26 protein-coding genes, 1 tRNA gene and 1 pseudogene are annotated in these 25,965 nt (G+C 62.4%); 16 read left to right on the top strand and 12 right to left on the bottom strand.

Annotation, left to right across the window (positions count from 1 at the left end; translation table 11 throughout):
• Positions 1–124: 124 nt before the first annotated feature.
• Positions 125–1,729, top strand: a complete 1,605-nt coding sequence (locus tag EBB56_RS04055) for a TRAP transporter fused permease subunit (protein WP_124802909.1) — start codon at positions 125–127, stop codon at positions 1,727–1,729.
• 72 nt (positions 1,730–1,801) lie between these two features.
• Complete coding sequence (locus EBB56_RS22300) at positions 1,802–1,918, top strand: DUF4113 domain-containing protein (RefSeq protein ID WP_185696372.1); 117 nt, start codon at positions 1,802–1,804, stop codon at positions 1,916–1,918.
• 110 nt (positions 1,919–2,028) lie between these two features.
• Here the strand turns inward: EBB56_RS22300 and EBB56_RS04045 are convergent, their stop codons facing one another.
• The 5 genes and pseudogenes from EBB56_RS04045 to EBB56_RS04025 all read right to left on the bottom strand — a co-directional run bounded on the left by EBB56_RS04045 (position 2,029) and on the right by EBB56_RS04025 (position 6,249).
• Positions 2,029–2,472, bottom strand: a complete 444-nt coding sequence (locus EBB56_RS04045; protein ID WP_124802907.1) for a hypothetical protein — start codon at positions 2,470–2,472, stop codon at positions 2,029–2,031.
• Positions 2,473–2,837: 365 nt separating this feature from the next.
• A protein-coding gene (locus tag EBB56_RS04040) for an IS3 family transposase (protein WP_124802905.1) occupies positions 2,838–4,000 on the bottom strand; the annotation gives its coding sequence in 2 pieces (ribosomal slippage) (positions 2,838–3,742 and positions 3,742–4,000; 1,164 coding nt in all).
• A 58-nt stretch (positions 4,001–4,058) separates the two neighbouring features.
• Positions 4,059–4,340: pseudogene (locus tag EBB56_RS04035) on the bottom strand ((2Fe-2S)-binding protein); the annotation flags it as partial.
• A gap of 91 nt (positions 4,341–4,431) precedes the next feature.
• Positions 4,432–5,217: a carboxymuconolactone decarboxylase family protein gene (locus EBB56_RS04030; protein WP_124802903.1), complete on the bottom strand. Its 786-nt coding sequence runs from the start codon at positions 5,215–5,217 to the stop codon at positions 4,432–4,434.
• 138 nt (positions 5,218–5,355) lie between these two features.
• Positions 5,356–6,249 carry a LysR family transcriptional regulator gene (locus tag EBB56_RS04025; RefSeq protein ID WP_124802901.1) on the bottom strand — a complete coding sequence of 298 codons (894 nt, stop codon included), beginning with the start codon at positions 6,247–6,249 and terminating at the stop codon, positions 5,356–5,358.
• Positions 6,250–6,346: 97 nt separating this feature from the next.
• Between EBB56_RS04025 and EBB56_RS04020 the strand changes: the two genes are divergently transcribed.
• The 8 genes from EBB56_RS04020 to EBB56_RS03985 all read left to right on the top strand — a co-directional run bounded on the left by EBB56_RS04020 (position 6,347) and on the right by EBB56_RS03985 (position 12,308).
• Positions 6,347–7,000: an NADPH-dependent F420 reductase gene (locus tag EBB56_RS04020; RefSeq protein ID WP_124802899.1), complete on the top strand. Its 654-nt coding sequence runs from the start codon at positions 6,347–6,349 to the stop codon at positions 6,998–7,000.
• Positions 7,001–7,202: 202 nt separating this feature from the next.
• A complete protein-coding gene (locus tag EBB56_RS04015) occupies positions 7,203–7,598 on the top strand; it encodes a cupin domain-containing protein (protein ID WP_124802897.1) in 396 nt (131 codons plus the stop codon).
• Between the two features lie 15 nt (positions 7,599–7,613).
• Positions 7,614–8,336 carry a dihydrofolate reductase family protein gene (locus EBB56_RS04010; RefSeq protein WP_124802895.1) on the top strand — a complete coding sequence of 241 codons (723 nt, stop codon included), beginning with the start codon at positions 7,614–7,616 and terminating at the stop codon, positions 8,334–8,336.
• Between the two features lie 92 nt (positions 8,337–8,428).
• A complete protein-coding gene (locus EBB56_RS04005) occupies positions 8,429–8,899 on the top strand; it encodes a cupin domain-containing protein (protein WP_185696371.1) in 471 nt (156 codons plus the stop codon).
• Positions 8,900–9,028: 129 nt separating this feature from the next.
• The gene (locus EBB56_RS04000; protein WP_124802893.1) at positions 9,029–9,790 is read left to right on the top strand and encodes an SDR family NAD(P)-dependent oxidoreductase; all 762 of its coding nucleotides are present in this window, start codon (positions 9,029–9,031) and stop codon (positions 9,788–9,790) included.
• Between the two features lie 100 nt (positions 9,791–9,890).
• Positions 9,891–10,250 carry a cyclophilin-like fold protein gene (locus EBB56_RS03995; RefSeq protein ID WP_124802891.1) on the top strand — a complete coding sequence of 120 codons (360 nt, stop codon included), beginning with the start codon at positions 9,891–9,893 and terminating at the stop codon, positions 10,248–10,250.
• A gap of 72 nt (positions 10,251–10,322) precedes the next feature.
• Positions 10,323–11,069: an SDR family oxidoreductase gene (locus EBB56_RS03990; protein ID WP_124802889.1), complete on the top strand. Its 747-nt coding sequence runs from the start codon at positions 10,323–10,325 to the stop codon at positions 11,067–11,069.
• 123 nt (positions 11,070–11,192) lie between these two features.
• Positions 11,193–12,308, top strand: a complete 1,116-nt coding sequence (locus EBB56_RS03985; RefSeq protein ID WP_124802887.1) for an MBL fold metallo-hydrolase — start codon at positions 11,193–11,195, stop codon at positions 12,306–12,308.
• Positions 12,309–12,457: 149 nt separating this feature from the next.
• On the opposite strand, the gene EBB56_RS03980 is transcribed toward EBB56_RS03985, so the two are convergent.
• From EBB56_RS03980 to EBB56_RS03970, 3 genes are all read right to left on the bottom strand, one after another.
• Positions 12,458–13,408, bottom strand: coding sequence for an IS481 family transposase (locus EBB56_RS03980; RefSeq protein ID WP_124802885.1), 951 nt, complete (start codon positions 13,406–13,408; stop codon positions 12,458–12,460).
• 84 nt (positions 13,409–13,492) lie between these two features.
• Positions 13,493–13,996 carry a hypothetical protein gene (locus tag EBB56_RS03975; protein ID WP_124802883.1) on the bottom strand — a complete coding sequence of 168 codons (504 nt, stop codon included), beginning with the start codon at positions 13,994–13,996 and terminating at the stop codon, positions 13,493–13,495.
• A gap of 36 nt (positions 13,997–14,032) precedes the next feature.
• Entirely contained in the window at positions 14,033–14,635 is a 603-nt protein-coding gene (locus EBB56_RS03970; RefSeq protein WP_124802881.1) for a hypothetical protein, read from the bottom strand.
• Between the two features lie 651 nt (positions 14,636–15,286).
• Here EBB56_RS03970 and EBB56_RS03965 point away from each other — a divergent pair.
• Positions 15,287–15,380: transfer RNA gene (locus EBB56_RS03965), tRNA-OTHER, on the top strand.
• A 541-nt stretch (positions 15,381–15,921) separates the two neighbouring features.
• A complete protein-coding gene (locus EBB56_RS03960; RefSeq protein WP_124802879.1) occupies positions 15,922–17,583 on the top strand; it encodes an amidohydrolase in 1,662 nt (553 codons plus the stop codon).
• Between the two features lie 78 nt (positions 17,584–17,661).
• On the opposite strand, the gene EBB56_RS03955 is transcribed toward EBB56_RS03960, so the two are convergent.
• Positions 17,662–18,267, bottom strand: coding sequence for a hypothetical protein (locus EBB56_RS03955; RefSeq protein WP_124802877.1), 606 nt, complete (start codon positions 18,265–18,267; stop codon positions 17,662–17,664).
• A gap of 369 nt (positions 18,268–18,636) precedes the next feature.
• On the opposite strand from EBB56_RS03955, the gene EBB56_RS03950 reads away from it, so the two are divergent.
• Complete coding sequence (locus EBB56_RS03950) at positions 18,637–20,340, top strand: dihydroxyacetone kinase family protein (RefSeq protein ID WP_124802875.1); 1,704 nt, start codon at positions 18,637–18,639, stop codon at positions 20,338–20,340.
• 293 nt (positions 20,341–20,633) lie between these two features.
• Here EBB56_RS03950 and EBB56_RS03945 read toward each other — a convergent pair whose 3' ends face one another.
• Entirely contained in the window at positions 20,634–21,239 is a 606-nt protein-coding gene (locus EBB56_RS03945) for an exopolysaccharide biosynthesis protein (RefSeq protein ID WP_124802873.1), read from the bottom strand.
• A 366-nt stretch (positions 21,240–21,605) separates the two neighbouring features.
• Between EBB56_RS03945 and EBB56_RS03940 the strand changes: the two genes are divergently transcribed.
• Together EBB56_RS03940 and EBB56_RS03935 are read left to right on the top strand one after the other, a co-directional pair.
• Positions 21,606–22,010, top strand: a complete 405-nt coding sequence (locus tag EBB56_RS03940) for a GreA/GreB family elongation factor (RefSeq protein WP_045992777.1) — start codon at positions 21,606–21,608, stop codon at positions 22,008–22,010.
• A 303-nt stretch (positions 22,011–22,313) separates the two neighbouring features.
• Positions 22,314–22,583, top strand: coding sequence for a hypothetical protein (locus EBB56_RS03935; protein WP_124802871.1), 270 nt, complete (start codon positions 22,314–22,316; stop codon positions 22,581–22,583).
• A gap of 30 nt (positions 22,584–22,613) precedes the next feature.
• On the opposite strand, the gene EBB56_RS03930 is transcribed toward EBB56_RS03935, so the two are convergent.
• Positions 22,614–23,336 carry a response regulator transcription factor gene (locus EBB56_RS03930; protein ID WP_108131263.1) on the bottom strand — a complete coding sequence of 241 codons (723 nt, stop codon included), beginning with the start codon at positions 23,334–23,336 and terminating at the stop codon, positions 22,614–22,616.
• Between the two features lie 248 nt (positions 23,337–23,584).
• Between EBB56_RS03930 and EBB56_RS03925 the strand changes: the two genes are divergently transcribed.
• The gene (locus tag EBB56_RS03925; RefSeq protein WP_124802869.1) at positions 23,585–24,193 is read left to right on the top strand and encodes a LysE family translocator; all 609 of its coding nucleotides are present in this window, start codon (positions 23,585–23,587) and stop codon (positions 24,191–24,193) included.
• 52 nt (positions 24,194–24,245) lie between these two features.
• On the opposite strand, the gene EBB56_RS03920 is transcribed toward EBB56_RS03925, so the two are convergent.
• Positions 24,246–25,892 (bottom strand): acyl-CoA dehydrogenase family protein, encoded by a 1,647-nt coding sequence (locus EBB56_RS03920; RefSeq protein WP_124802867.1) that lies wholly within the window; start codon positions 25,890–25,892, stop codon positions 24,246–24,248.
• Positions 25,893–25,965 lie beyond the last annotated feature (73 nt).

The following is a 25,965-nucleotide window of genomic DNA, read 5'->3' as shown; positions in this document are numbered from 1 at the left end:
AAAAACCTGATCGGGTTATAGATCACCCGGCTATCCGGCGACCACATAACGGTGAAGTGGGTCGGTGCTGGCAATCGATGGACTCAAGACCCTCATTCGGCACTCTGATGAATGAGGCGGGTTTATGCCTGGCTGGCTCATCGTGTTGAGTGGTGTTGTGTTCGCAGCGATGATGCTTAACCTCCCCAAATCTGCAGGGGTGGGGATTATGGCAGTAGTATTGCTATTTATGGGCTATGGATTGTTCGGTCATCTCGTCCCTGGAGAATTGCAAAGCCGTCCGACATCACTGTCAGAGCTTTTAGTGTATCTTGCTATTGATGCCAACGGCATGCTCGGTACCGCCCTCAAAGTGGCAGTAGTTGTGGTCGTTCCCTATATGTTGTTTGGAAAACTCTTGGCTCGCTGCGGGGCTGCCGATTTCTTCAATGATGTTGCTCTTGCCGGTATGGGCCGCTTTCGTGGTGGTCCCGCAAAGGTGGCTATCACCGCATCTGGACTTTTTGGTTCCATATCAGGGAGTGCGGTCGGTAACGTTGTGGGAACCGGAGTCGTGACCATCCCTATGATGAAGCGAGCCGGTTTTCCGTCTACCTATGCCGGTGCCGTCGAGGCGGTTGCCTCGACGGGTGGGCAATTGGTTCCACCCGTAATGGGCGCCGCAGCCTTTATAATGGCGGATCTCATCGGAATCGACTACTCCGATGTCATGCTTGCGGCATTGCCTTCAGCTTTTCTCTACTATCTTGCCATCTTCATCAACGTCGACTTGCAGGCTGCCAAGCACGGCATTCGTTCCATTGAACGAGCGGAGATTCCATCTGGATGGCAATCTCTACGTCAAGGTTGGCACTTTCTTCTCCCTTTTGTAGTGCTATTCTATACGTTATTTACGCTCAACATGCGTCCCGAGAGGGCTGCCGTCCTTTCCATCCTGACATTGCTGGTCGTGAGCCTGGTTTTTGGCTATCGAGGCAAACGCATCAGCTTACGTGACATCATTTTTGTAGTTTCGTCAGCCGGAAGTGCAGCGGCTAACCTTGTTATTGTCTGTGCGGCCGCGGGTATGATCATTGGCGTGCTGAATCTCTCAGGACTGGCCTTCAACCTTACACTACACATCATTAATGCCAGCGGTGGAAATGTCGTAATCTTGGCTTTTATCACGGCCTTGATAAGTGTAATTCTCGGTATGGGGATGCCTACAGTCGGGGTTTACATCTTGCTCGCCACACTAGTCGCTCCTGCGCTTGTTGAATTCGGCATTCCGATTATAGCAGCCCATCTCTTCGTCTTCTATTTCGGCTTGCTATCAATGGTAACGCCGCCAGTGGCGCTGGCCGCATTCGCGGCAGCCAATATCGCAAATACAAAGGCGTGGTCAACTAGCGCGTCTGCCATGCGCCTCGCTTGGCCAGCATATGTGGTGCCATTTCTCTTTCTGTTTGCGCCTTCACTGATTCTTGAAGGAAGTCCAATAGGTGTACTTTGGGCATTGGCTTCGGCAACCCTCGGTATTTATATGGTGACTTCGGGTATCGTTGGTTACATGAGAGGTAGCCGAGGTACTGCATTCCGAGGTGCATTGATCTTGGGTGGTATCTTGGCACTGATTCCTGCCGGCCTCTTCTCGTTTGGGTTTTACTCCGATATCGCCGGGCTAATGATATTTCTCGCTTGCTGGTTCTCGGCAAGAATGTCAAAGTTACATGAGGGCGTGCTGCCATAAGATGCTATTTAGTCGGGGCCGGGCAGAGCAACTGCCCGGTCTATCCGACTGATAACTTTTGGGGGATTTCGATTGGCCCAATCATTCCTATGTGTAAATAGGCCAGGTAATGCCTGGGGGCTACGGTGTGAAAGGATGACACCTAGGTACATGACGCGATGGAACGAGTTGGTCAGTGTGAAATCGTGAAATTCAATGTTCCGTCTGTATACCGTATGGGCGGTCTCAATGACCAAGTGCAAAACGTGAGCCATCAGGTACGATGTTGCACTTGGGAACGTAAACTGGCATATATGGTATTATAAACTGGTCTTACCCTTGATTTGAAAAGCTTCTGCACTGGGGCAGAAAGTTCGCGCTTCTGGGGCCGAGGCTCCTGCTCGCATAGACTTCCAACAGGTACCTACTACCGAACAGTTATTGCATATTTCTTCCAAGGTTTCAAACTCAGGAGAATCTCCGGTTGAAAAGTCACTCTTCGAAACCCCAAACCGGCTCATCATTGCTGGCATCAGAGTATTGGCCGGTATCAACCCCCCGTAGTTTCCATTATTCATACGCCTAGCTACTTCACTCTCGAATTTATCTTCAAGTGAGAAATTTACATCCTGGATTATCTTCTGGTAAGCTTCGGGAGATTCATCCTGTATGTCGAGAAGCAGTTTCGAAAGGTGGTTCTTGTAGAAAAATTCCGAAACCTTGTGCATGCTTCTCACCAAATTCTTTTCAATACGGATATTCATTATCTCATCCTCGAAGTAGGTCAATCCACGTTAAGGTTAGGTGCATACTGAAATATGATTCTATATCTAAGTATCTTAGGGGGGTATGGGATATTTTCATTGACCCAGATCATTTTTATCCTACAAAATTCGTCTGCTAGATGCTGAGTGTGTTACCAGATCAGTGCCCTCAAGCTTGAGAACTGGCCGCGTAATCTGCTGATTCTATTGTTTTTTCTTTCAGTGCTTGTGCTCCCCTTATGGCATCTTTGTAGTTACACCTGCCAGAGCTGTAATGACCCCCTGGTTTCTGCACACCCTACGCCGCTAATGCTGGGTTGATCTTGCCCAGCAACTGATCTTACCCAGCATTGGTGGACACCAGTCTAAGCGATCTTTCGGGCCTCAAAGGCCTCTGGGCTGATCATCCCGATTGCACTGTGCCGCCGCTGCCGGTTGTAGTCCAATTCAATGTACTCGAACACCTGTCGTCGCATCGCCTCACGGGTCTCGAATCGCTCGCCGTGGATGGCTTCGACCTTGAGACTGTGGAAGAAGCTCTCAGCGCAGGCATTGTCGTAACAGTTGCCTTTGGCGCTCATGCTGCACTGGAGGTCGTGACGCGTCAGCAGCGACTGGTACAGCGTCGAGCAATACTGGCTCCCACGATCCGAGTTGACGATCACGCCCTTGGGCATCTTCCGGCTCCACAGGGCCATTTTCAGTGCATCGCCGACCAGGTCAGCGGTCATGCGCTCGCTCATCGCCCAGCCGATCACCTTGCGTGAGTACAGGTCGACCAGCACGGCCAGGTAGAGCCAGCCTTCACCGGTCGCCAGGTAGGTGATGTCGCCGACCCATTTCTGATTCGGTGCCGTAGCGGTGAAGTCCTGCTCCAGCAGGTTTGGTGCGACTGGCAGGCCATGCCGTGAATTCGTGGTGGCTTTGAACTTGCGAGCGGCTTTTGCGCGCAGGTTCTGCCGACGGAGGCTGGCGGCCACGGTATTGCGGCAGATTGCTACGCCAGCATTGTTCAGGTCATGGGTCAGCCTGGGGGCGCCTGAGCGCCCCTTCCCCTTCTCGAAGGCCTGAGCCACACGCTGATCGGTGATCGCTTGTCGGCAGCGGCGGGGAGACGGCCCACCACCACGTTGTCGCCAAGCGTAGTAGCCGCTGCGGGCAACGCCGAGAAACGCGCACATCCGTTGAACGCTGAATGCCTGACGATGCTGCTGGATGAAGGCGTACTTCACTTCAGGCTCTTCGCGAAGTACACCGCGGCTTTTTTTGCGATTTCAAGCTCTTCCGACTGCTCAGCCAGCTGACGCTTGAGGCGCGCGTTCTCTTCAGCCAAGGCCTGCTCGCGGGCCGAAGCACTTTGCTGCTGCTGGGCCTTGGCTCGCCACTGGTAGAACTGGCTGGGCTGAAGCCCCAGCTCACGAGCGGCGGCACTGGTACCAACACGATCAGCAAGTGCCAGGGCCTCATCCTTGTAGGCCTGGGTGTAACGGGTACGGGTCTTCTTCATCGATGCTGCTTGCCTTGCCATAGGGTCACCTCGTTCAGTGTACTGCCTTAACGGGGTGTCCACTGTTCGTGGGCAAGATCATGATCTGACCACCCTGGCAGTAGCCGCACTGCGCCACGTCCAGGTCCAGCCAGGCCTGCTGGACCCGCCGGCCGGTGGCGTCCTCGGCCAGCGCCTCGATGGTGGTGATCTCGCGCCCCTGGGCGGCGGAGATCGGGGTGATGCAGGAACGCGTGGCCTGGCCGTCCAGGTGCACCGTGCAGGCGCCGCACAGGCCCTGGCCGCAGCCGAACTTGGTGCCGGGCAGGTTGACCACGTCGCGCAGCGCCCAGAGCAGCGGCATCCGCTCCGGTACGTCCACGTCATGCTGTTAGCCGTTGATCGTCAGGGTGGGCATCACTCTCTCCTGGAGCTTTTTTTCGGTTCGGGGGGCACGACCGGCGGATCGGGCGTCACTCGGCGCGTGACTCGAAGATCTCCTTGGCGACCGGCAGGGTCGAGAATACGTTGGGCCAGCCGGCATAGAACGCCAGCTGGGTCAGCAGCTCCGAGGCCTCGCCGCGGGTCAGGCCATTGTCCATGGCGCGATTGAGATGGAAGCCGACCTGCTCGATCTTGCCGGCGGCGATCAGGGCGCTGACCGTGACCAGGCTGCGGTCGCGCGGGCTCAAGGCCGGGCGCAGCCAGAGGTCGCGGAAGAGCACGTCGGTGGTGTACTGGAGCACGCCGTCGGAGGAGCCGCCGTAGGTGGCCTCGACGCTCGCCTCGCGGGCCTGCTCGGCCTCCTCGTCGAGCGGCAGCAGCTCGGGGTCGGCGTCGGGTAGCTGATCTTCGCCGATCCCGCGCTCGGCGAAGACGTCCTGGACGATGGCGACCGCCGACATGGCATTGCCCCAGCCGGTGTAGAAGGCCAAATGGGTGATGGTCTCGGAGATCACCGCCGGGTCGACGCCGTTGTCGAGGGCCCGCTCGACCTGGGCCCGCATCTCGACGCGGTGGTTGCGCGCGATCACGGCCGCCAGGGTGGCGACGCTGCGGTCCCGGGGCGAGAGTCCCTCGCGAGCCCAGACCTCACCCAGCACCAGGTCCTCCTGGTAGGCGGCAAGCGCCGGAGAGACGGCGGCAATCTCCTCGGTGCCGGGCACGTCCGAGGAGGGGGCGGGGTCGTCAGCCAGGGCAGGCAGGGCCGCTGCCGTCGACATGGCGAGTGTCAGCAATGAAGCGGATGCGAGTTTCATCGTCGTCTCCTGGTCATGAGGGGGCTCGGTCCTCGAGGCAATACGTGCCGAACCGCCGTTCACGGTGGCAACGGGTGAGCTAGGGAACAAGCCTGCCGAACAGGATGCTGTTATGAAGGAGGTTCATGAATGACGGCGTCAGGAGCGATGTTTCAAGGCGTCCACGATGACCCCGAAGGCCAGGGACGACTGCCGGCGATGGGGGTAGTAGAGGAAGTAGCCGGGAAACGGCGGGCTCCAGTCCTCCAGTACCGCCACCAGCTCGCCGCTATCGAGGTGGGGGCGCACCAGGTCCTCCGGCACGTAACCGAGACCGTACCCGGCGAGGGCGGCCCGCACCACCGGATAGATGGTGTTGAAGGTGAACTGGCCGTCCACCCGCACCTTCAGCTCGCGCTCCGCCTTCTCGAACTCCCAGGCGTAGAGGCCGCCATGGGTGGAGAGGCGCAGGTTGATGCAGTCGTGGTCGGTCAGGTCCTGGGGGACCCGCGGCCTCTCCCGCCCCTCGAAGTAGGCGGGCGAGCCGACCACCAGCATGCGAAAGTCCGGGCCGACCCGCACGGCGATCATGCCCTCGGAGACCTGCTCGCCCAGCCGCACGCCGGCATCGAACTTCTCGGCCACGATATCGGTGAGGCTGTAGTCGGTGACGACCTCCACCTTGAGCTCGGGGTAAGCCTTCAATACCGGCGCCAGCTTCGGCCAGATCACGGCGTCGGCGGCATGATCGGTGGCGGTGATGCGGATCGTCCCGGCCGGCCGGTCGCGCATCTCGACCAGCGCCTCTAGCTCCTCCTCGATCTGCGAGAAGTGGGGCGCGATCCGCTCGAGGACGCGCTCCCCTTCCGCCGTCGGCGTTACCTTGCGCGTGGTGCGCGTCAGCAGGCGAACGCCGAGTCGGCTCTCGAGCCCGCGCACGGCGTGACTCAACGCCGACTGCGAGACGCCGATCTGCGCCGCGGCGCGGGTAAAGCTGCCGACCCGGGCGACGACGACGAAGGACATCAGGTCGGTGACGTTCTCCCTCAGCATTGATGAGCCTCTCTCATAATTGTTTTTCGATTGTAGCAACTTATCAGCCGCGAGCAGGGTGCTACCGTCTGATGAAGCATCTTGATGGGAGACCTTCATGAAGATCGGGATACTCGGCGCCGGCCTGATGGGCGCCAAGCTCGGCACCCTCTGGGCCTGGGCCGGCCACGACGTGACGTTCAGCTACTCGCGCCGCCCGGAGAGGCTGGAACGCCTCGCTCGGGACGCGGGGGCACGAGCGGGCACGCCCGCCGAGGCCATCGACGGGGCCGACGCCGTGCTGCTGGCCGTGCACTGGTCGAGGATCGACGATGTGCTGGGGCAGGCCGGCGACCTGGCCGACCGGGTGGTCGTCAACTGCTGCGTGCCCCTCGATCTCGACAACCGGGACCTGGTGCTGGGCACCACCACCTCGGGAGCGGAGGCGCTGGCGCGGCGGCTGCCCCGGGCGCGATTCGTCTCGGCCTTCAATACCTGTCCCAGCGAAGCCCTGTTTGAGGTCTTCGCCGCGCGGGAAGCCGTCTCGCTGCGCCCCCAGCTGCTCTATTACGGCGACGATGCCGGGGCCAAGTCGGTGGCCCGCCGGCTGATCCGTGACGTCGGCTATGAGCCCCTTGACGCCGGTCCGTTGCACACGGCTCGTTTCGTCGAGCCCTTCGCCATGGTGACCGCCGAACTCGCCTACGCGCAGCCCGGTGGACCGGCCCTCGTCTATCGCTTCGAACGGCTCGGAGGAGAGGCAGACTCATGAACCAATTTCATAACTTCTAGTCGCCCACCCCCGTTTATCGATAAGCGGGTGCCCACTATCTTGATAGGCACACCATCTTTTCTGGTATCCGCTCTGTTCCGCTGCTCTTTCCACCACCCCGGCCTCCCCGGTCCCCTGGCAGGTTGCGCGTCGCGAGAGCAGGTATCACGGAGCCGGTATCGCATTGCGAGAGGAGTTCACCATGAAGATCACCCGCGCAGGCAGCCAAGCGTCCCAACCAGGGCCGGAGGCGTACTTCACCGGCACCGTGCGAATCGATCCGCTGTTTTCGGCCGAGGCGCCCGGGACCGCCTCCGGCGCCGCCGTGACCTTCGAGCCGGGGGCGCGCACCGCCTGGCACACGCATCCCGCCGGTCAGACCCTGATCGTGACCCAGGGGGTGGGGCGCGTGCAGCGCGAAGGCGGCCTGGTCGAGGAGATTCGCCCCGGGGACGTTATTTGGTTCGCGGCCAACGAGAGGCACTGGCACGGGGCGGCACCGGAGGTCGCCATGACGCACATCGCCATCCAGGAAGCCGTCGACGGCTCGGTGGTGACCTGGCAGGAGAAGGTCAGCGACCGGGACTATGCCGGCTGACCCGGGAGAGACGCCATGCGCCCCAGCATCACCTGCCACATGATCACCTCCCTCGACGGCCGTCTGCATCCACAGCGCTGGGGCGACCCGGCGGACGGCCGGATCGATGAGCTCGTGGCGCGCCACTACGAGGCGGCGGCGAGCCGGCTGAAGGCCGAAGGCTGGATCGTCGGGCGCCGGACCATGGCGGAATTCGTCACCGAGCACGCCGAGGCGGAACGGCTCGAGGCGCCGCGCTCGCGCCCCCCGCACCTGGCGGCGCGCGCCGGCCGTGATCTCTGCGTGGCGATCGATCCCGCTGGCCGACTGCGCTTTGAGGCCGATCACGTCGAGGGCGACCACGTGGTGGTGATCCTCTCGGAGCGGGTCGCGGAGCGACGGCTCACCCGGCTGCGCGAGGCCGGCGTGACCTATCTCTTCGCCGGGCCGGACGGCGACGACCTCGCCCCGGCGCTGGCCACGCTCGGCGAGGCCTTCGGCGTCGAGCACCTGCTGCTCGAAGGCGGCGGGGTCACAAACGGCGCCTTCCTGGCGGCGGGGCTCATCGATGCGCTGAGCATCCTGGTCTGCCCGGCCCTGGATGGCCTCGCCGGCGAGCCCTCCATCTTCGACCACACGGGTCCGCCGGGCAGCCGCCCCGCGGCGGGACAGCGCCTTCACCTGCGCGCCTGCGAGACCCTGCCCGGCGGCGTGGTCTGGCTGCGCCATGACATCGAACGAGAGGCCCCCTCGGCGTAGCCCCTACCGGGCTTTTGCCGCGCCTCGGCTATCCCCCCACCGATTCCGGCAGCCCCGAGGCTTGCCGCTTACCCCACTCGAGGAGAGTTCGCATGATCCGATTCAGCGCTATCGCCTTGACCGCTGCCTTGGTGTCGACCGGCGCCGTCGCCCAGAGCATGGAGGTCATCAAGAATGGCACCCGTGAGGGCTTCATGGGCCCCGACGACAAGTTCACCGGCACCGCCTATATCGAGCCAGTCTTTTCCAACGAGGCGCCGTTCGTCGTCAACGGCGGCAAGGTGACCTTCCTGCCGGGGGCGCGCTCCAACTGGCACACCCATCCCGCCGGGCAGGTGCTGGTGGTGACCGACGGCGCCGGTTGGGTGCAAGAAGAGGGCGAGGAGAAGCGGCTCATGGAGCCGGGCGACGTGGTGTGGTGCCCGCCGGAGGTCAAGCACTGGCACGGCGCCACCGCGACCACCGCGGTCACCCACATGGCGATCCAGCAGTTCAAGGACGGCGAAAACGTCGTCTGGATGGAACCGGTCACCGACGAGCAGTACGCCGGCGACGCGCCGTGATCGCGCTGGCCGTGGCCATCGCTCGTGATTGATGAGCCGTAATCATGAGTGCTTGCAAATTGTCCGGGCTAATCGTGCTGGCGAGCCCGGCGTACCATCCTCTCCATCACTTACTTCGGGAGAGCACGCATGAGTCATGATTTCACGAGCAAGGTCGCACTGGTCACCGGCGCCGCGTCCGGCATGGGGCTGGCCACGGCCAGGGCCTTCGCCGAGGCCGGCGCGATGGTGGCGCTCGCCGACGTGAATGGCGATGCCGTTCGGGCCGCCGCCGACGAGCTGGCCACCAACGGCGCCCAGACCCTGGCCATCACCTGCGACGTGACCGATGAGGCCTCGGTGAAGGCCATGGTCGAGCAGACGGTCGAGGCCTTCGGCGCGCTGGATGCCGCCTTCAACAACGCCGGCGTGCAGTCGATCGCCACCGAGACCGCGGACCTCGAGAGCGAGGAGTTCGATCGCGTCAACGGCATCAACCTGCGCGGCGTGTGGCTGTGCATGAAGTACGAGCTGCGCCAGATGCGCGAGCAGTGCAGCGGCGCCATCGTCAACTGCTCCTCGCTCGGCGGCTTCGTCGGCGTGCCGGGCCGCGGCGCCTACCATGCCGCCAAGCATGGCGTGCACGGCCTGACCAAGACCGCGGCGCTCGAGTATGCCGCCCAGGGCATCCGCATCAACGCCGTCTGCCCCGGCATCATCGATACGCCGATGGTCGCCGGCATGAAGGAGCAGGAGACCGAGGCCATGGATATCCTGATGGAGCAGGTCCCGGCCCGTCGCCTGGGGACCGCCGAGGAGATCGCCGACCCGGTGCTGTGGCTGTGCGGCCCCGGCTCGACCTTTGTGATGGGCCACGCCCTGGCCGTCGACGGCGGCTACACGGTGCGCTGATCCCATGCGGCGCCAGGCCCTCAAGGCCGCCATGGCCGTCGTCACCCTCGCCTGCGTGGCGAAAGCCTTAGCCGACGGCGCCCCGTCAACGGAGATTCTCATGAAGATACAGATCGTCCTGGAAGGCCAGACGCTCGCGGCGACCCTCGAGGACACCCCGGCCGCCCGGGCCTTTGCGGACATGCTGCCGCTGGAACTGAGCCTCGAGGACTTTCACGCCATTGAGAAGGTTGCGGACCTTCCCGGCCCGCTACCGACGGAGAGTGAGCCCGAGGGCATCGACCCCGAGGTCGGCGATATCACCCTCTACGCCCCTTGGGGAAACCTGGCGATCTTCTATCGCGACTTCGGCTACGCGCGGGGCCTGGTTCGCCTGGGGAGGATCGACGGCAGCACGGCGGCGCTGGAAGCCAAGGGCCCGCTGCCGGCCCGGATCGAACGCATGGACGCCGCGCAGTGACCCCGACGAGCGTCGGGTGACCCTTCAACACTGAACAAGCAACATTCAACAGAACACACAGAGGCAAATGACATGATCGACAACGTCAAAGGCAAGGTAATCGTCATCACGGGCGCCAGCAGCGGCAACGGCGAGGCGGCGGCGCGCCACCTCGCCGAGCGGGGCGCCGTCGTCGTCCTAGGCGCGCGCCGCCAGGAGCGCATCGATGCGCTGGCTAAGGAACTCACCGAGGCAGGCCACCAGGCCCTGGCGGTGGCCACCGACGTCACCGACAAGGCGCAGGTCACCCGGCTGATCGATGCCGCAGTCGAGAACTTCGGCAAGGTGGATGTGCTGCTGAACAATGCCGGCCTGATGCCGCTCGCTCCCCTCGAACAGCTCAAGATCGACGAGTGGGAGCAGATGATCGATGTCAACTTGAAGGGCACGCTGTATGGCATCGCGGCGGCGCTTCCCCACATGAAGCAGCAGCAGTCCGGGCACATCATCAACGTGTCGTCTGTCTACGGTCACAAGATGGGGCCCGACGCGACCGTCTACTGCGCGACCAAGTTCGGTGTTCGCGCCCTCTCCGAAGGGCTTCGCCAGGAAGTGAAGCCCTACAACATCCGCACCACCGTCATCTCGCCCGGCGCGGTGGCAACGGAGCTTCTGGATCATATCAGCGATCAGGAGATCCAGACGCAGACCAAGGACTTCGTCAGCCAAATCGCGATTCCGGCGGACAGCTTCGCGCGCATGGTCGCCTTCGCGATCAACGAGCCCGAGGATGTCGACGTCAACGAGATCCTGTTTCGCCCCACCGCTCAGCCGATCTGATCCCGCCTCGAGCCGTTCGAACGGTGAACGCCTGTTAACCGACCGTCAGGGCTGCGGGACATCCCCGCAGCCCTGATTGCATCCGCTGTTTCGTCGGAGCGTTGCCCATCAGGAAATGTCGAAATGAAAAAGAAGTTTAGGAAGATGGTAACGGTGATCGGCACTCTCGCCGGTGTACTGCTGCTGGGAGGGTGGGCTTATCTTCAGCACCCCAAGTTCGGCGAGCTGCCCGAGGGTAACGCTCTCGCCACGATCAAGCGCTCTCCCAACTACGTGGACGGTGCCTTCCGCAACCTGGTGGATACCCCGATGTTCACCCAGAACCGCAGCTTCCTGTCAGTACTCGTCGAGAACCTCCGTGCGAGCAATGAGGGGCTGACGCCGGAGGACGCCATTCCTTCAGTAAAGACGGACTTGCAGGCGCTGAATGTTGACCAGGATCTGGTGATCTGGCTGGGGCATTCCTCCTATTACGTGCAGCTGGGTGGCAAGCGGATCCTGATCGACCCGGTTTTCAGCGAGGATGCCGCGCCCGTCCCCTTCGCCAATCGTGCCTTTGCCGGCACCAACCCCTACAGCGCCGAGGATATACCGTCCATCGACTACCTGTTGATCACCCATGATCACTGGGATCACCTGGACTATCCCAGCATCACGGCGTTGAAATCCAAGGTCGGTAACGTGGTGACGGGTCTGGGAGTAGGCGCCTATTTCGAGCAGTGGGGGTATGACCCCGAGAACGTCCACCAGCACGACTGGAACGACACCCTGGAACTGGACGACGAGCTGACGTTGCATGTCTTGGCCGCGCGGCATTACTCAGGGCGCATGCTGCAGCGCAATCAGACCCTGTGGGTCGGTTTCGCTCTGGAAACCCCCGAGCGACGGCTCCTATTTAGTGGTGATAGCGGCTATGGGCCCCACTTTGCCGAGATCGGGCAACGCTTCGACGGCTTCGATCTGGTGGCATTGGACCATGGCCAGTACGATTCGCGCTGGGCCTATATCCACATGACGCCCGAGGAGGCCGCGCAAGCGGCGGAAGAGCTCAGGGCCGCGGCACTGCTGCCCGCCCATGTTGGCAAGTTCGCGCTCGCCCGGCACACCTGGCAGGAACCCTTCGAGCGCATTGCGGCGGCCAGCCAAGGACGTGAGTATCGACTGGTCACTCCGCTCATCGGCGAGCCGCTGCAGCTGGCGGGCGATGCCTTGCCGGTTGTTTCCCATTGGTGGGAATAGCCACTGAGGCGGCTGTGTGTAACCGCGCGCCGAACTTGGCACAGCCTAGCGCTCGCTTTAGCATCAGCCGGCAATGGCTATCAATCACACACCACCGCCTAGCGGAAACTTTGGCATAAGCTCGCGCTGGATAAATGCACCACGGAGAGCTAGGTGTGTAAACCCACCAGGTTGTTCACGGAAAGGCCCAGCCGGCTAACCGGAGGGTGGTAATCCAGACTGGCATGCGGCCGATGCCAGTTGTACTGATGGAGCCAGGCGGGCAGGTGCCTGCCACGCTCTGCCGAACTGGCGTATGACCGGGCGTAGGCCCACTCACGTAGCGCCGTCTGGATGAATCGTTCCGCCTTGCCGTTGGTGCGCGGGCTATATGGCTTGGTCCGGCGGTGTTTCAGCCTCAGCCGCCGGCACAGGCGCTGGAAGCGCCGGGACCGGTAGCAGGCGCCATTGTCGGTGAGCACCCGGATGAAGCGGATGCCCAGGCTGGCGTAGTAGCGCATGGCCTGAAGCAGGGCCAGGCAGGCGCTCCAACTCGTCTCGTCCGGGTGAACGCTGCTGAAGGCCAATCGCGTGTGGTCGTCGATGGCGACATGAACGTACTCCCACCCCGCGCCACGCGTGTTCTGCTGGCGATCGCCGGTCACGCGATGTCCCGGTCGCTCGAAGCGTCCCAGCTTTTTGATGTCCAGATGCAGGAGATCCCCGGGGGCGTCGTGTTCGTAGCGGTTGTCGGGCCTGGCCGGTGACAGGACAGCCAACCGGTTCAGCCCCTTGCGCTTGAGAATGCGCGCCACCGTGCTGTGGCCGATGCCCAGTGTCTCGGCGATCTGACGATAGGTCTGGCGCTGCTGACGACGTTCGATGATCTGCTCCACAGTAGCCGCGCCTGTCGCGAAGGGGCTTCGGGCAGGGCGTGACGTACGGTCCTTGAGACCGGCGCGACCCTCCTCGCGGAAACGACGCACCCACTTGTAAACCGTTCTCACACTGACGCCCTGGGCTTGCGCTACTTCTCTGGGCCGAAGCCCTTCATCGATCACGCGAGCGGCCAGCAGGGCTCGACCATGCGGAGTGAGACGGGCATTCTTATGGGTGTTCATCCGGGCCTCCTGGAGCGATTGGTTGGTTCGCATCTCCAGTCTTCCGGGTAGGCTCCGGATGAACAACCTACCGAGAGATCACAGCTAGGTCTGAGACTTTGCAGAATCCGTTTCACGGGCCTTCCTCTCCAGAGATACCCGTACAACCTTGGGGCGATCGCTGAAGACGTGGTAAACCCCCACATACAAATGGTCAGCGTGCTCGAGCGATTCTCGAAGGTGTTCTTCCTTCACCATCCCGGTCCAGAGCTCGCCTGGCGCTAGCTTGCTAGGCAAGCGACCTGGGTCGGGATGAGGGAAGAGCGTGGTGGTGACGGACTTTCTTCTAAGCAGTCTATCTAACCGCCCTTGATAGCTGTGGCTAAACAGGTGGGTGATCGTGGTGGGCAGAGAGCCAGCATTCGCAATGCTGACCAGCGCCCAAGGTTCCTCCTCCAATTCAGCATCTGGACCAACTACTTGCATGCCCGGAGAGACCTTGATGCGTAGGATCGGCCCTTCCTTGAGGTACTTGAAAACCTGCCAGCCGAACGACGCCACGCCCGTAATGGCGCCAACTATCGCTATTGCGCTTGTCCCTGCTGCCATATCGCTCTCCTGAATGCTCCGCAGTGCCTGCCCATCCTACCGAACGGACCACCCGTTAACGGCTGATAACGCCCCCATGCGGCGTCGCTGCTGGTCGGCTGCATGGTCAGCGATCAGCCGGTCGGCGAGGTCCAGGGCGCGCTTCAGGAAGGCGAGGTCCTGTTGGAAGGTCTCCTTTCCGCCTTCACCGGTATAGAGGATCCCGCCGGGGATCACATCTTGGATGACACTTTCAACGAGCTGGTAGAGCTGGACAATGCGAGATGCCTCCTCGGGCTCCAGCAGGCCGAGCTTGTCGACGTTGGCGTTGAAGACCTTGAAGTAGTCGCTGGGCACTTTCACTGACAGGTCCGGAAGCCCTCCTTCCGCGCCCGCTTGAAGGTCCTCCAGGTATCCGCGTGATCGCATGAGTTCGCTCATGGCGGATATCTCGGCGATCAGAGAGGCACGAAGGGTCCTGTATTGGCGGATCTCCCTGCGGCGCTCCAGCAGCGCGGCGGGGATGAACGCTGCGAGAAAGCCTACAGTGCCGGTGATGATCGCAGGCAGTGCCACTACCCACAGCGAGCCGCTGTCCTCCACGGTGGCCTTCAGCTCGGTCATCTTGGTGAGTAGTTGAGTCGCAAGATCCTGTTCCACCTGGTGCCCCCCTTGCTCATTGCATGACGGCCCCATCCTAACGAAAACGGCCGGGGGTTAACCGGCCGGAATGGGCAGGTTGAGAGACGCCACCCCCTCCGACCACTCCACAGCTTCGAGCTCCGTTCGGTCCTCGGCGGCCAGAGCAGTCTGGGCGTTGAGCTCGCCTTCGCAGGCGATCAGCTCGCTGCGGCGGTTGGCGATGTCGAGCAGCGCCTGGCGGACGTCGGCGACGGGGTGGTCGGCGTGGAACTGGCTATCGCTGTCCTTCCAGCGTGCGAATGCGGTCTGGCCGGTGGTGGCGGCGAGGTTCAGGGCTCCATCAGCGCTTGCCGGTTGCTGGGATCGCCGGCGTAGGTGATGCCCGCCTACCCCGACGCCTTGCGCCCGGACTCGAGGGCATCGCGCTTGCGGGCGGCGAGTTGCTCCAGAAGCTCCAGCGGTTTGCTGAAGGCCTGGCCGTTCTGATGATCCCTTGGTTGTAGATCCACTGTGAAAATGGCCGGCGACACCGCCGTCACTTTTGCAGCGGACGCTCGTCCGCTGCAGTGGTATTGCGCAATGTGGTCGCAGTTTGGTCGCAGATTGAGGCGAATCAACGTGTTGTGTGTAACTAATGTAAGAGTGCAAGTGGTTGATTTATCGACAAGTGCCTGTTGCAAGCGCGGCCTGGAGTTGTCGAAAAACGGATTCAAAATCCGCCGCTGGAAACAGTGTGTCGGTTCGAGTCCGACCACCGGCACCATTCCCAATGCAGTTCGTGTATTCCCTCCTTACGCTCGTTTTCCCCTATCTGCAGTTCCCTAGGCGCTAGCGACTCGAGATAGGCCAGAGCAGTACCTTCGATGGGCAACCAGAGAGACCGTTCAAGCTCGGGTCAGCAGATCATGAGGGTCGGTGTTGTCACGACCCGACCATCGTCCACGCAAAAGGTAGCGAGCCTGGAAACAAGCTCAGTACCCATTCTGGCGCTTGTCTCGCCTGATCCATGTTTTGTCAGCCGGTTCGATAAATCGACCGCCTAATCCGCTCAAGACCTTCAGGACGCTCAAGCCTGACTCTAAGGCATGCACCGAACGCATCTCGGTAGGCAGCGGTGACAATGCGTGCCGATGTTGTATGCCAGATTAATGGTCCTGTCTTAGTCTATTTGCCTTCTTTTTCCTCGGTGTTTGTAAGTAATAGTCCTTCCTTGTATCTCCCATGCTCGTAGGGTGCCGCCGAACAATACGGCTAGGCTGAAAGTTGATTCAGGCCTTATGACAACAAGATGAAAGGGTGGGCCCATGCTCAATAAAACGTTGCTTGCGTTGTCGGTTGCCGGCGCCAGTCTTGGTGTTTGTGCCAATACCACCGTGATTCATGATGCCAACGGCTACGGTTTCGATGCCTATCGCCAGTTGGTGAGCTTTGCCACCCTTGTCGTAGAGGATGGCAAGGTGGTGGCACGAGGCGATGAGCAACTGCTATCGCAGTACCCTGAACCACAGGCAACGATCGATGCGGGAGGCCGCACGCTGTTGCCTGGCCTGATCGACGCCCACGGGCATCTGATGGGGCTCGGCTATGGCCTGCTCGAGGTCGAGTTGCGTGGCCTGGCGTCGGCCGAGCAGAGCGCCCGGGAAGTCGCCGACTTCGCCGCGGCAAATCCCGATCTGGAATGGATACGTGGCAGGGGATGGAATCAGGTGCTGTGGGACGGCAAGGCATTTCCTACCGCGCAAGTGCTCGATGAAGTGATTGCCGATCGTCCCGTGGTGCTGAGTCGAGTGGATGGGCATGCGATCTGGGTCAACAGCAAGGCCATGGAAATGGCAGGCGTGGATGGCGAGACGCAGGCACCTGAAGGGGGCGAGATCATTCGTGATGATGCCGGCACACCGACCGGCGTTTTCATCGACAATGCAGAGCTGCTCATCACCGACAAGATTCCCCCGCGCAGTGCACAGGAAATGGCCAAGGCCTTCGATACCGCCGTGGCACATCTGCAGGAGCTTGGCATCACCGGAATGCACGATGCCGGCGCCAGCGCCGCTGAGCTTGAGATGTACCACTCCAGGGCCGATGCAGGTGAGTTGGGGGTGCGTATCTACCCGATGGTGTCTTCAAGCGACCCGAAGCTTGACGAGATACTCGCGCAGGGCATCCACGACGACCCCGACGACTGGCTGGATATTCGCAGCGTCAAGATCTATGCAGATGGCGCCCTCGGCAGCAGAGGAGCGGCGCTGCTGGCACCCTACAGTGATAGACCCGATTCCAGCGGACTGATGATCCAGAATCAGGATGCCCTGCAGGCGCTGGTCGATCAGGTCAGCAGCCAGGGATTCCAGGCCAATATGCACGCGATAGGCGACCGGGCCAATCGTGTCGCTCTGGACGTCTATGCGCGTAGCCTGGAGCAGGATCCCCAGCGGCGTGAGCTTCGCCATCGCATCGAGCATGCGCAGGTGGTGAGCGTTGATGATATACCGCGATTTACGGAACTTGGCGTCATTCCCTCGATGCAGCCCACCCATGCGACCAGTGACAAGAACATGGCCGGCGACCGGCTAGGCCAGGAGCGTCTTGCCGGTGCCTACGCCTGGCGCTTTTTCATGGACAGTGGTAGCCGTATCGCCGCGGGTTCCGACTTTCCGGTCGAGCCAGCCAACCCCTTTTACGGCCTGCACGCCGCCGTGACTCGGGAAGACCGCGACGACCAGCCCGAAGGAGGCTGGCTACCCGGGCAGAAGCTCACCGTGGCCGAAGCCCTGCGCGGCTTTACCGTCGATGCGGCCTACGCGGCGCACCAGGAGGGTAGCCTGGGTGGCTTGATGCCGGGGCAGTGGGCGGATTTCGTACTGGTGGATACCGATATCCTGCGTGCCGATCCGGCTGAGCTCTGGCAAACCCGGGTGAGTGAAACCTGGATTGCCGGAGAGCGAGTATTTGTGCGGGACCAATAGGCCGAAAGGCGCCCCGCAAGGCATGGAGCAAGGCCGATATGCTTTGTTTGCGGCGAAGGGGGGCGCCGGTTTACTCGTTCACGATGGCTCGATTTCAGCCTGACTCAGGGCGGTGATGGCGGTCTCGGCCAGGCCTGCCAGCGATGAAATGTCCAACAGCGAAGAGTGGTGATACTCGGCTAGGCCAGGCTGGGTCCGCCAGTAGCGGGAGTCCTGTCCATCGATCTCCCACCCTGGCGGAATGTCGTGAATATCCCGCGGTTCGATGCTGAACGCGGCCACCAGCCCTTCGCCCTGATGCCAGCTCAGCAAGGTGGTCAGTGGCAGGCCGTTGTCGCGGTTGATGAAGCACCGAAACAACCCTTGGGTCCAGACGTTCTGGGGGCTCGGTTGCTGTTCTGGGGGGAGTTCTCCGATGGAGAGCTCGCGCCAGATGGTGCCCTTGATCAATGGCTTCCAGATGCGCTTCGACGCCTTCAGCAGGACTTCTAGATAATCGTTGCGGATCTGATGCGCCAGAATCAGCGTATTGCAGTGGTTGATGAGTTCGTCCCACTGCATGCCGACCGCCAGGTGCTCCAGCTCATGGGCGAGCAGGGCGTCCACGGCGTGTCGTGTGGAAGGGTGCTGCAGGTAGTCGTGAAGCGGGTCGGACAGTTTCAGGTCATGGCGAGAGGTTTTCATATCGGTCCCTGCTGGGAAGAGGGACGGAATGCCGCCTCTTGCCCCCGAAAGGCGAGGCGACGGCGTCCATGCCGTCGGTGACTTGTCACTCGACCAATCCTTGGTCGGCAGGATCAGAATAGCCCCCTTGGACGGCTGTGCCTTTGACCAGGATCAGGTGGCCATGAGCATGGTTGTGCGATAGCGCTACTTTGCTGTTTTTTGGGCACAACTGGCCCAGTGTGGCGGAAAAACCTGTGGCCAGCTCTTCGCTTCAGCGCACCCTGGCCGTGCGTGAAGCGCGGGGCGAGTCTTGTGCGCCGGCTTTACAAGGGGTCGAGGCTCATCCATGTTGCCATTCTGAATCCACCGTCGGGCAGGAGGCTCATCATGAAGAAGCTGATCAATGATCCCAGAGGCAGCGTTCGCGAGATGCTGGAAGGCATGGTGGCCCTTCATCCCGGGCTTGCGCTGATGGATGAAGAAAACGTGGTCATCGACGCTAGCTTGCCTGAAGACCCTGAGCGTCGGCCGGTGGCGGTGATATCCGGCGGCGGCAGCGGACACGAGCCGGCCCACGCTGGCTACGTCGGGCGCGGCATGTTGACGGCCGCCGTGGCGGGAGACGTTTTTACCTCACCGAGCGTCGATGCCGTGCTGGCGGCGATCCTTGCCTGCGCCGGCCCACGTGGGGCCCTGCTGGTGGTAAAGAACTATACCGGGGATCGTCTCAACTTCCGCCTTGCCGCTGAACTGGCAAGGGTCCGGGGGCTTCCAGTAGAGGTGGTGATGGTCGCCGATGACGTGGCGCTGCGCGATTCACTACCCCGGGAGCAGAGTCGTGGTGTGGCCGGGACGGTACTGGTGCACAAGATCGCCGGTGCCGCTGTGGCCCGTGGTCTACCCCTCGAGGAGGTCGCCGCGCTGGCTCGGGGAGCGGCCGAATCGGTGGCGACCATGGGTATTTCCTTGGGTGCCTGCACGGTGCCGGCGGTCGGCCGGCCGGGGTTCGAACTCGGTGATGACGAGATCGAATTCGGATTGGGCATCCATGGCGAGAAAGGGGTTCGCAAGTCGGCTATGCTGCCGGCGGATACCATCGTCGATAGCATGCTGGAATCTCTGAGCCAGGCGTTGTCGGTGAAGGGGTGTCGTCTGGGTGTGCTGGTCAATGGTCTCGGCGGCACACCGCCGATGGAGCTTGCCATCGTGGCGCGACGGGCCTTGACCAGGCTGCGTGAGCTGGGGGCCGAGCCGGTGCTGGGGTGGTGCGGCAACTTCATGACGGCGTTGGAAATGCCGGGGTGCTCGCTGTCGTTGATGGTGCTCGACGAAGCCCGCGAGGACTTGCTCACGTCGCCGACCGAGGTACGCATCTGGCCAGGCAGTGCCGAAGTGGCAGCGGAGGTGAAGAGTGTGACTGCCAGCGTGCTTGATGAGCCGCTGCCGGGCGCCGACGAGGCTGGACCACCCTGCGAGCGACTTCAGCGAGCGGTGGCGGCGGTGGCGAGCGCCATGGTGGCCAGCGAGGAGCGCTTGACCGAGCTCGACAGTGCCGCCGGCGACGGCGACCTGGGGGCCAGCATGGTGCGCGCGGCCCAGGCGCTGCGCAAGCTGCCGGACAGCGCTTTTGGTGCGCCTGCCGACTGCCTGGCCAGAGCCGGGGAGGCCCTGAGGCGAGCGATCGGAGGAAGCTCAGGTCCCTTCTACGCCTTTGCCCTGCTGCGTGCGTCGCAGGCATTGCCGAGCGAAGGGGAGGTCGCGGCGCAGGATTGGGCAAGAGCGCTCAAGGCCGCCGGCGACGCTATCGCCGAGATCGGAGGTGCTGCTCCTGGGGATCGCACCATGCTGGATGCTCTGGTGCCGGCCAGCCAGGCCTTCGAGGCCGCGCTGGCAGAGGGATTGGACGGATCTCAGGCCTTTGCTCGGGCGGTCGAGGCGGCCTGGCGCGGCGTCGAGGCTTCGGCCTGCATGCATCCACGCTTTGGTCGCGCGGCCTACCTCGGCGATCGGGTGATGGGCGTGCCCGACGGTGGCGCCGAGGCGGTGGCAAAATGGCTCGAGGCCATCGACCGCTCCTGCGGCCAGCGCTAGAGCGCCACCAGCACCACCCAGGCGGTGGATAGGGTGAAGAGGTAGCCCAGCAGCGCCATCAGGCCGTCTCGTGCCAGCAGGGCCAGGCCGAACAGTGATCAGAGAGAGTGGGCTGCGCCGGCTTTGCTCTAAAGAAGGGGGGGCTTCGTGCTAGGCGCTGTCCGAAAAGTCGACGAGCGAAGGTTAGACAAGGCAAAAATCGGTGAGAAAGCGCAGTTTACGGGGTGTAAATGAGCATTTTGATCCGATTTTTAACGCCGTATTACCGAGCGCAGGCACTTTTCAGACAAGCCCTAGAGCGCCACCAGCACCACCCAGGCGGTCGATAGGGTGAAGAGATAGCCCAGCAGCGCCATCAGGCCGTCTCGTGCCAGCAGGGCCAGGCCGAACATGGACTGTGCCGCGCCGGCGAGCGTGGCGCTGAATGGAATCAGCTCCATCGGTGGCGTGGCGAGCGCAATGGCCAGACAGGCCAGGCCGATGGGGTAACGGGCGATCTGACCGGTGAATACAGTCAGCCTCGGTTTCAACAACCGATCGATCCAGGCGGCCGGCTTGCGCAGCCAGCCGATGGTTCGCTCGACCTTGTCGGTCTCCACCTCTCGCCTGGCCAGCCAGGCCGGCAGCCAGACGCTCTTTTTTCCGGCCAGCAATTGTGCTGCAGCAAGCACGACTAGCAGCGCCATCATGGTGGGCACACCGGGGATATCACCGATCAGCGGAGTGAGCGTGACCAGGCCTGCGACCAGCAGGATGGGGGCAAAGCTGCGCCTGCCGACGGCGTTGATGACCTCAGCCAGACTCAGGCAGCGCTTGTCCTGGCTGGCAGCCTGTAGCTGGTCGAGCAGTTCGGTCAAGGATTCTGGAGAGGACTCTGAAGCGGTGGAACTCGTCGGCATGGGGCCTCGGGCGTGGGTAAAGCGACGTAGTATGGGGGCTGGAAAAGCAGCCTGTCCATGCCGTGAACCCAGCGCGCTTGACGCCTCCGGAGGCAGGCGGCGGTGTAGAGGCAGGCTTGCCAGGCCTGTCACATCGATCGTCAACTGCGTCCGCGCTTGTCGATGCGACGGCGACAGAACGGTGTCCAGGCAAGGGGCGAGGCGGGTGCGAGTTTAATATAAGTAGTTTCTTATTTTTAGAAGTTGTCGTATGCTGAAACTGATACGAGTCCTTCCCTATATCGGGGAGGGCTTTTTTTGTTGCCAGGCCTGATTCTCGATCCCTGTCTTCGACGCAGGCCGACGTATAGCAGTGAGGTGCCAAGGATGTCGTTGAGACTTGCCAACCGTCTTGATGCGGAGCGTTTACAGCGCCTGATCGATGAAGCCTGCGGAACCGAACGGGCTGCCGCCGACCTGCTGGAAGAGCGACTGGAGCGTGCCGAGATTCGCGACCCGGACGAGATGCCCGATGACGTGGTCAGCATGAACAGCAAGGTTGTGCTCAGGGACGTCGACACGGACCGACTTCTGACGCGCACGCTGGTCTATCCTCATGCGCTGGCGACGACCGAAGATGGTCTATCGGTGATGGCGCCGCTGGGCGCCGAGCTGTTGACCCGTCGGGTCGGGGAAGAGTGGACGACCCAGGTGGCATTGGGCAAGCCAGGGCGCTGGCGGGTGGAAGAGATACTGTGGCAGCCGGAGCGAGAGCGTCAGTTTCATCGCTAGGTTTGTCTGAAAAGTGCCTGCGCTCGGTAATACGGCGTTAAAAATCGTCTGGTACGCCAGCCCGGTCAAAATACTCATTTACACCCCGTAAACTGCGCTTTCTCACCGATTTTTGCCTTGTCTAACCTTCGCTCGTCGACTTTTCGCTCATCGACTTCTCGCTCAAGGCCCAGTGAGCAGCGCAGCCGAAGCCTTTGGCATCGCCTGGATGAGCAAAGGAGGAGGGAGATGGGCCGATTCACTCACCGGTTCTCAGGGTGTGTCCTCGGGCTGGGGCTTTTCCTCGCGGGTACAGGCGTTGCCGTGGCCGATATTGTCGTGCGGTTCTCCGGGACTCAGGGCATTCCCTTCACCGCTCAGTGGGAGTGGACGGGCCCGGGGCAGGAGCACAGGAGCGGGACCTGGGCGGGACGGGCGCCTCGGGTAGAGCGCCTGCCCGACGGAAGGTTCAGCATGACCGTCATCCAGCAGGCGTCCGGGGGCCGGCTGGAGGTGCTGGTCACCGGGCGCGGCAATCGTTCTTCCTCGTCCAGCAGTGGTGCCGGGGCGATGATGTTGTTCTCGTTGCAGTGAGCCTGGCCGCAAGGCCATGTCGTGATCGGTTCAGCGAGGCTCGAGCTCCCGGGGCAGACGGCTGCGATGTGAATTCTTGGTCATGGGGGGCGGGATGCCCAGGTGCTTGCGCGCCCAGTGTGCGGCCTCGGCGCGGTGATGCACCTTGATCTTCTTGAAGATGTTGTACAGGTGAGACTTGACCGTATGCTCACTCAGGAACAGTTGGGTGGCGATATCCTGGTTGGACGCGCCGTTGCCGATGAAGCCGAGAATTTCCAGCTCCCGCTGGGTCAGACCGGCGACGGGACGGTAGGTGTTGAACTGCTGTCGTCGGAAATATTCGAACATCTGCTGTAGCAGCGGACGCGACATCCACAGGGCGCCATCGAGGAGTTGGATGATTCCCTTGCAGATATTGTCCAGTTCGTCGCGGCGATAGAAGATGCCCTGAAGGTGCAATGACGCCAACAATTCAGCGGCTTGTTCCTGGTTGGCCAGGTTGAACGCCGCCAGCAGAATGTCGGGAAACTGTGCCTTGAGCTCGTGGCAGCGATGCATGTCGCTGTGCGATAGCTGATCGGCGTCCAGTAGCCACAGTTGCACACCAGGAGGTGAGTTCGACAGTTCCGCTTCCAGGCCGGACACCGCCTCCGGGGCAAGAGGACTGACCTGGCAGTCGAGTACCTGGCTCAGGTGATGGGTGAACAACTGCGACTGCACGTTGGGGTGCGTGATCAGCCGGACGATCGGACCTTCCTGAAGGGCAGACATCGTCCCCTCCCTGTTCCCATGCGATGATTGATCGTTATCGTTTTTTGGTGATGCCGATTTAGTATCGTTATCGATACTAATATGCTTGTAAATGACCATTGGGCGTGAACTTTGTCATTTCCGAAGAATGGTTTTTTTGATTCAGGCCGCAAAGGATGGCCGCTGAGCGCCGTGGGTCGTAGGTGTCAGCACGCTGAACTGTGCGCCATTCGTCGTCTAGTCCATCGGAATTCTCACGAGGGAGTGTGATGCCGCTGTCATTGTGGATGTCTCTGGCCGCCATCTGTGCCATGGGGGCCATGTCTCCTGGTCCAAGTCTGGCCCTGGTGCTTCGTCATACGCTGGGAGGGGGGCGCAGCTCCGGGGTGGTGGCGGCGATCGCCCATGCGCTGGGCGTCGGCCTCTACGCCTTGCTGACCGTCTGGGGACTGGGGGAGGTGATCGAACGCCATCCATCCGCCTTTCGCGTGATCACGATCGGTGGGGCACTGTATCTGGCCTGGCTTGGCATAAAGGCGCTGAGGGCCGGGCGTGGCGGAGCGCTGGGCGCCCGACCCACCGCCGCCAGTCACCGCATCGCTGCGAGAGAAGGGCTGTTGGTTGCCCTGGGTAATCCCAAGCTGATCCTGTTCTTCGTCGCCCTGCTCAGTCAGTTTGTCAGTCCCGAAATGTCCTCGATCGAGCGTGCCATCATTGTGCTGACGGCGATGCTGATCGACGGTGGCTGGTACGTCATCGTGGCGTTGGGGCTGTCGCACTCCCGCGTGCTGCCCTGGCTCCAGGCTCGCGCCCACTGGATCAATCGCATCAGCGGGGTGCTGCTGCTGGGGCTGGCGCTGAGGGTACTGGCGGGATAAGGCCGCCGTCGGCTGCGAGCATTTCGTGGCCGAGGCTGCTGGCGATGTCGGTTCATGCTGGCGCCGAGCGATGGAGGATGGCGTCCAGCGGACTTGCCGTCGGCAACACGCCATAGGCCGGGCTCGGGTGCTGGCCCAGGCGGGTGCGGCAGAAGGTATCCGCCACCTCGTGGGGCGCGTGCTGGACCAGCAGCGCTGCCTGGGTGCACTGGGCCAGCCACTGGGTCAGCCAGCGGGCCCTGGGCACCAGGTCTTCGCTGGTCTGTGGCTGAGGCAGCAGGGCCAAGGCGCGATCCAGATCCGGATGTCCACCTCGGGCATGCTCGAACAGCTGATACAGGGCCGCCATGGCCTCGGGGTGTCGCGCCATGACCCGCAGCACGTCGAGGCAGATCACGTTGCCGGACCCTTCCCAGATGGAATTGACCGGCGCTTCGCGGTAGAGCCGCGCCAGCGGTGCTTCCTCGACGTAGCCGATGCCACCGAGGCACTCCATGGCCTCTGCCATGAAGCTGGGGGCGCGCTTGTTGTGCCAGTACTTGGCCAGGCTCGGCAGCAGTCGGGCCAGGGCGCGCTCCTGCTCCTCCCCGCGGCTGGCGCCGTCGAAGGCCTGAGCGGTGCGCAGCATCAGCGCTACGCCGGCCTCCACCTCCAGCGCCAGATCCGCCAGTACCGCCCGCATCACCGGCTGCTCGGCCAAGGGCGCCCCGAAGGCATGACGCTGACAGGTATGCTGCCAGGCCTCGCGCCAGGCCTGGCGCATCATGCCCACCGGGGCGCTGGCGGCGTCGAGACGGGTCTGCTGAACCATTTCCAGGATGGTGGCGATGCCGCGTCCAGGGTCGCCGAGCGGGTGGGCCCAGGCCCCCCGATATTCGATCTCGGCGGAGCCATTGGCGCGATTGCCGCACTTGTCCTTCAGTCGCTGAATCTCGATGGCGTTGCGCTCGCCATCAGGGGCGAAGCGAGGCACCAGGAAGCAGCTGAGGCCTTCGTCTCGCTGAGCCAGGGTCAGGAAGGCGTCGGACATGGGGACGCTCATGAACCACTTGTGTCCGTACAGGCGCCAGCCGTCCTCGCCAAGTTCGGCTCGGGTGGTGTTGGTGCGCACATCGCTGCCACCCTGCTTCTCGGTCATCGCCATGCCGAAGGTCAGGGCGTGCTTGTCGCTCGCCGGTAGGGCCCTGGAATCGTAGTCCTCGACGAGCAGCCCAGAGGCCCACCAATCCGGCAGCGAGCGTTCTCGACGCAGCACCGGGTAGGCGGCGTGGGTCATGGTCACCGGGCAGCAGATGCCAGTTTCGGCCTGGGTCAGCAGATAGAGTCCCGCCACGTGCGCCTGATGACCGCCGCGCCCCTCCTCCGTCCAGGCCATGGCGTGGACGCCACGGGTGGTAGCCAGGCGCATCAGAGCGTGGTAGGCCGGGTGGTAATCGACGGCGTCGAGTCGGCGACCGTGACGATCGAAAAGTCGCAATGAGGGTGGGTGGCGGTTGGCCTCGTCACCCAGTCGCTGGGTCTCCGCACGACCGACATCCTGGCCCAGCAGGGACAGTCGGCAACTCACCCAGGCCGGCGCCAGATGGGCCAGCCAGAACTGAAGCACGGCGTCGTCGGCGAAGGCGTCGAAGGGAAGAGAATACGGCTGATTGTCGACCCGGTGGCTCGCCAGGCACTCTCGCGGAGCTTGGTCATGCATGGCCCTGTCCTGATGACGAAAGACCTGATATTCAGCATGGTGTGCTGTGCCCCTCGGGTCAAACGAGAGGGAT

The sequence above is a fragment of the Halomonas sp. YLB-10 genome (assembly GCF_003856855.1).
GTDB lineage: Bacteria > Pseudomonadota > Gammaproteobacteria > Pseudomonadales > Halomonadaceae > Halomonas > Halomonas litopenaei.
This window is presented reverse-complemented; position numbering and strand designations above follow the sequence as displayed.

Bases quoted from the DNA above. Each gene is read 5' to 3' on its own strand.
- EBB56_RS03950 (WP_124802875.1), top strand. From the start codon at position 18,637: ATGAAGAAGCTGATCAATGATCCCAGAGGCAGCGTTCGCGAGATGCTG.
- EBB56_RS03920 (WP_124802867.1), bottom strand. From the start codon at position 25,892: ATGCATGACCAAGCTCCGCGAGAGTGCCTGGCGAGCCACCGGGTCGAC.
- EBB56_RS04010 (WP_124802895.1), top strand. From the start codon at position 7,614: ATGCGCCCCAGCATCACCTGCCACATGATCACCTCCCTCGACGGCCGT.
- EBB56_RS03980 (WP_124802885.1), bottom strand. From the start codon at position 13,408: ATGAACACCCATAAGAATGCCCGTCTCACTCCGCATGGTCGAGCCCTG.
- EBB56_RS03990 (WP_124802889.1), top strand. From the start codon at position 10,323: ATGATCGACAACGTCAAAGGCAAGGTAATCGTCATCACGGGCGCCAGC.
- EBB56_RS04045 (WP_124802907.1), bottom strand. From the start codon at position 2,472: ATGAATATCCGTATTGAAAAGAATTTGGTGAGAAGCATGCACAAGGTT.
- EBB56_RS03940 (WP_045992777.1), top strand. From the start codon at position 21,606: ATGTCGTTGAGACTTGCCAACCGTCTTGATGCGGAGCGTTTACAGCGC.
- EBB56_RS03930 (WP_108131263.1), bottom strand. From the start codon at position 23,336: ATGTCTGCCCTTCAGGAAGGTCCGATCGTCCGGCTGATCACGCACCCC.
- EBB56_RS03945 (WP_124802873.1), bottom strand. From the start codon at position 21,239: ATGCCGACGAGTTCCACCGCTTCAGAGTCCTCTCCAGAATCCTTGACC.
- EBB56_RS03925 (WP_124802869.1), top strand. From the start codon at position 23,585: ATGCCGCTGTCATTGTGGATGTCTCTGGCCGCCATCTGTGCCATGGGG.
- EBB56_RS03995 (WP_124802891.1), top strand. From the start codon at position 9,891: ATGAAGATACAGATCGTCCTGGAAGGCCAGACGCTCGCGGCGACCCTC.
- EBB56_RS03955 (WP_124802877.1), bottom strand. From the start codon at position 18,267: ATGAAAACCTCTCGCCATGACCTGAAACTGTCCGACCCGCTTCACGAC.
- EBB56_RS04030 (WP_124802903.1), bottom strand. From the start codon at position 5,217: ATGAAACTCGCATCCGCTTCATTGCTGACACTCGCCATGTCGACGGCA.
- EBB56_RS03975 (WP_124802883.1), bottom strand. From the start codon at position 13,996: ATGGCAGCAGGGACAAGCGCAATAGCGATAGTTGGCGCCATTACGGGC.
- EBB56_RS04000 (WP_124802893.1), top strand. From the start codon at position 9,029: ATGAGTCATGATTTCACGAGCAAGGTCGCACTGGTCACCGGCGCCGCG.
- EBB56_RS03960 (WP_124802879.1), top strand. From the start codon at position 15,922: ATGCTCAATAAAACGTTGCTTGCGTTGTCGGTTGCCGGCGCCAGTCTT.
- EBB56_RS04005 (WP_185696371.1), top strand. From the start codon at position 8,429: ATGATCCGATTCAGCGCTATCGCCTTGACCGCTGCCTTGGTGTCGACC.
- EBB56_RS04055 (WP_124802909.1), top strand. From the start codon at position 125: ATGCCTGGCTGGCTCATCGTGTTGAGTGGTGTTGTGTTCGCAGCGATG.
- EBB56_RS04020 (WP_124802899.1), top strand. From the start codon at position 6,347: ATGAAGATCGGGATACTCGGCGCCGGCCTGATGGGCGCCAAGCTCGGC.
- EBB56_RS04015 (WP_124802897.1), top strand. From the start codon at position 7,203: ATGAAGATCACCCGCGCAGGCAGCCAAGCGTCCCAACCAGGGCCGGAG.
- EBB56_RS03985 (WP_124802887.1), top strand. From the start codon at position 11,193: ATGAAAAAGAAGTTTAGGAAGATGGTAACGGTGATCGGCACTCTCGCC.
- EBB56_RS04025 (WP_124802901.1), bottom strand. From the start codon at position 6,249: ATGCTGAGGGAGAACGTCACCGACCTGATGTCCTTCGTCGTCGTCGCC.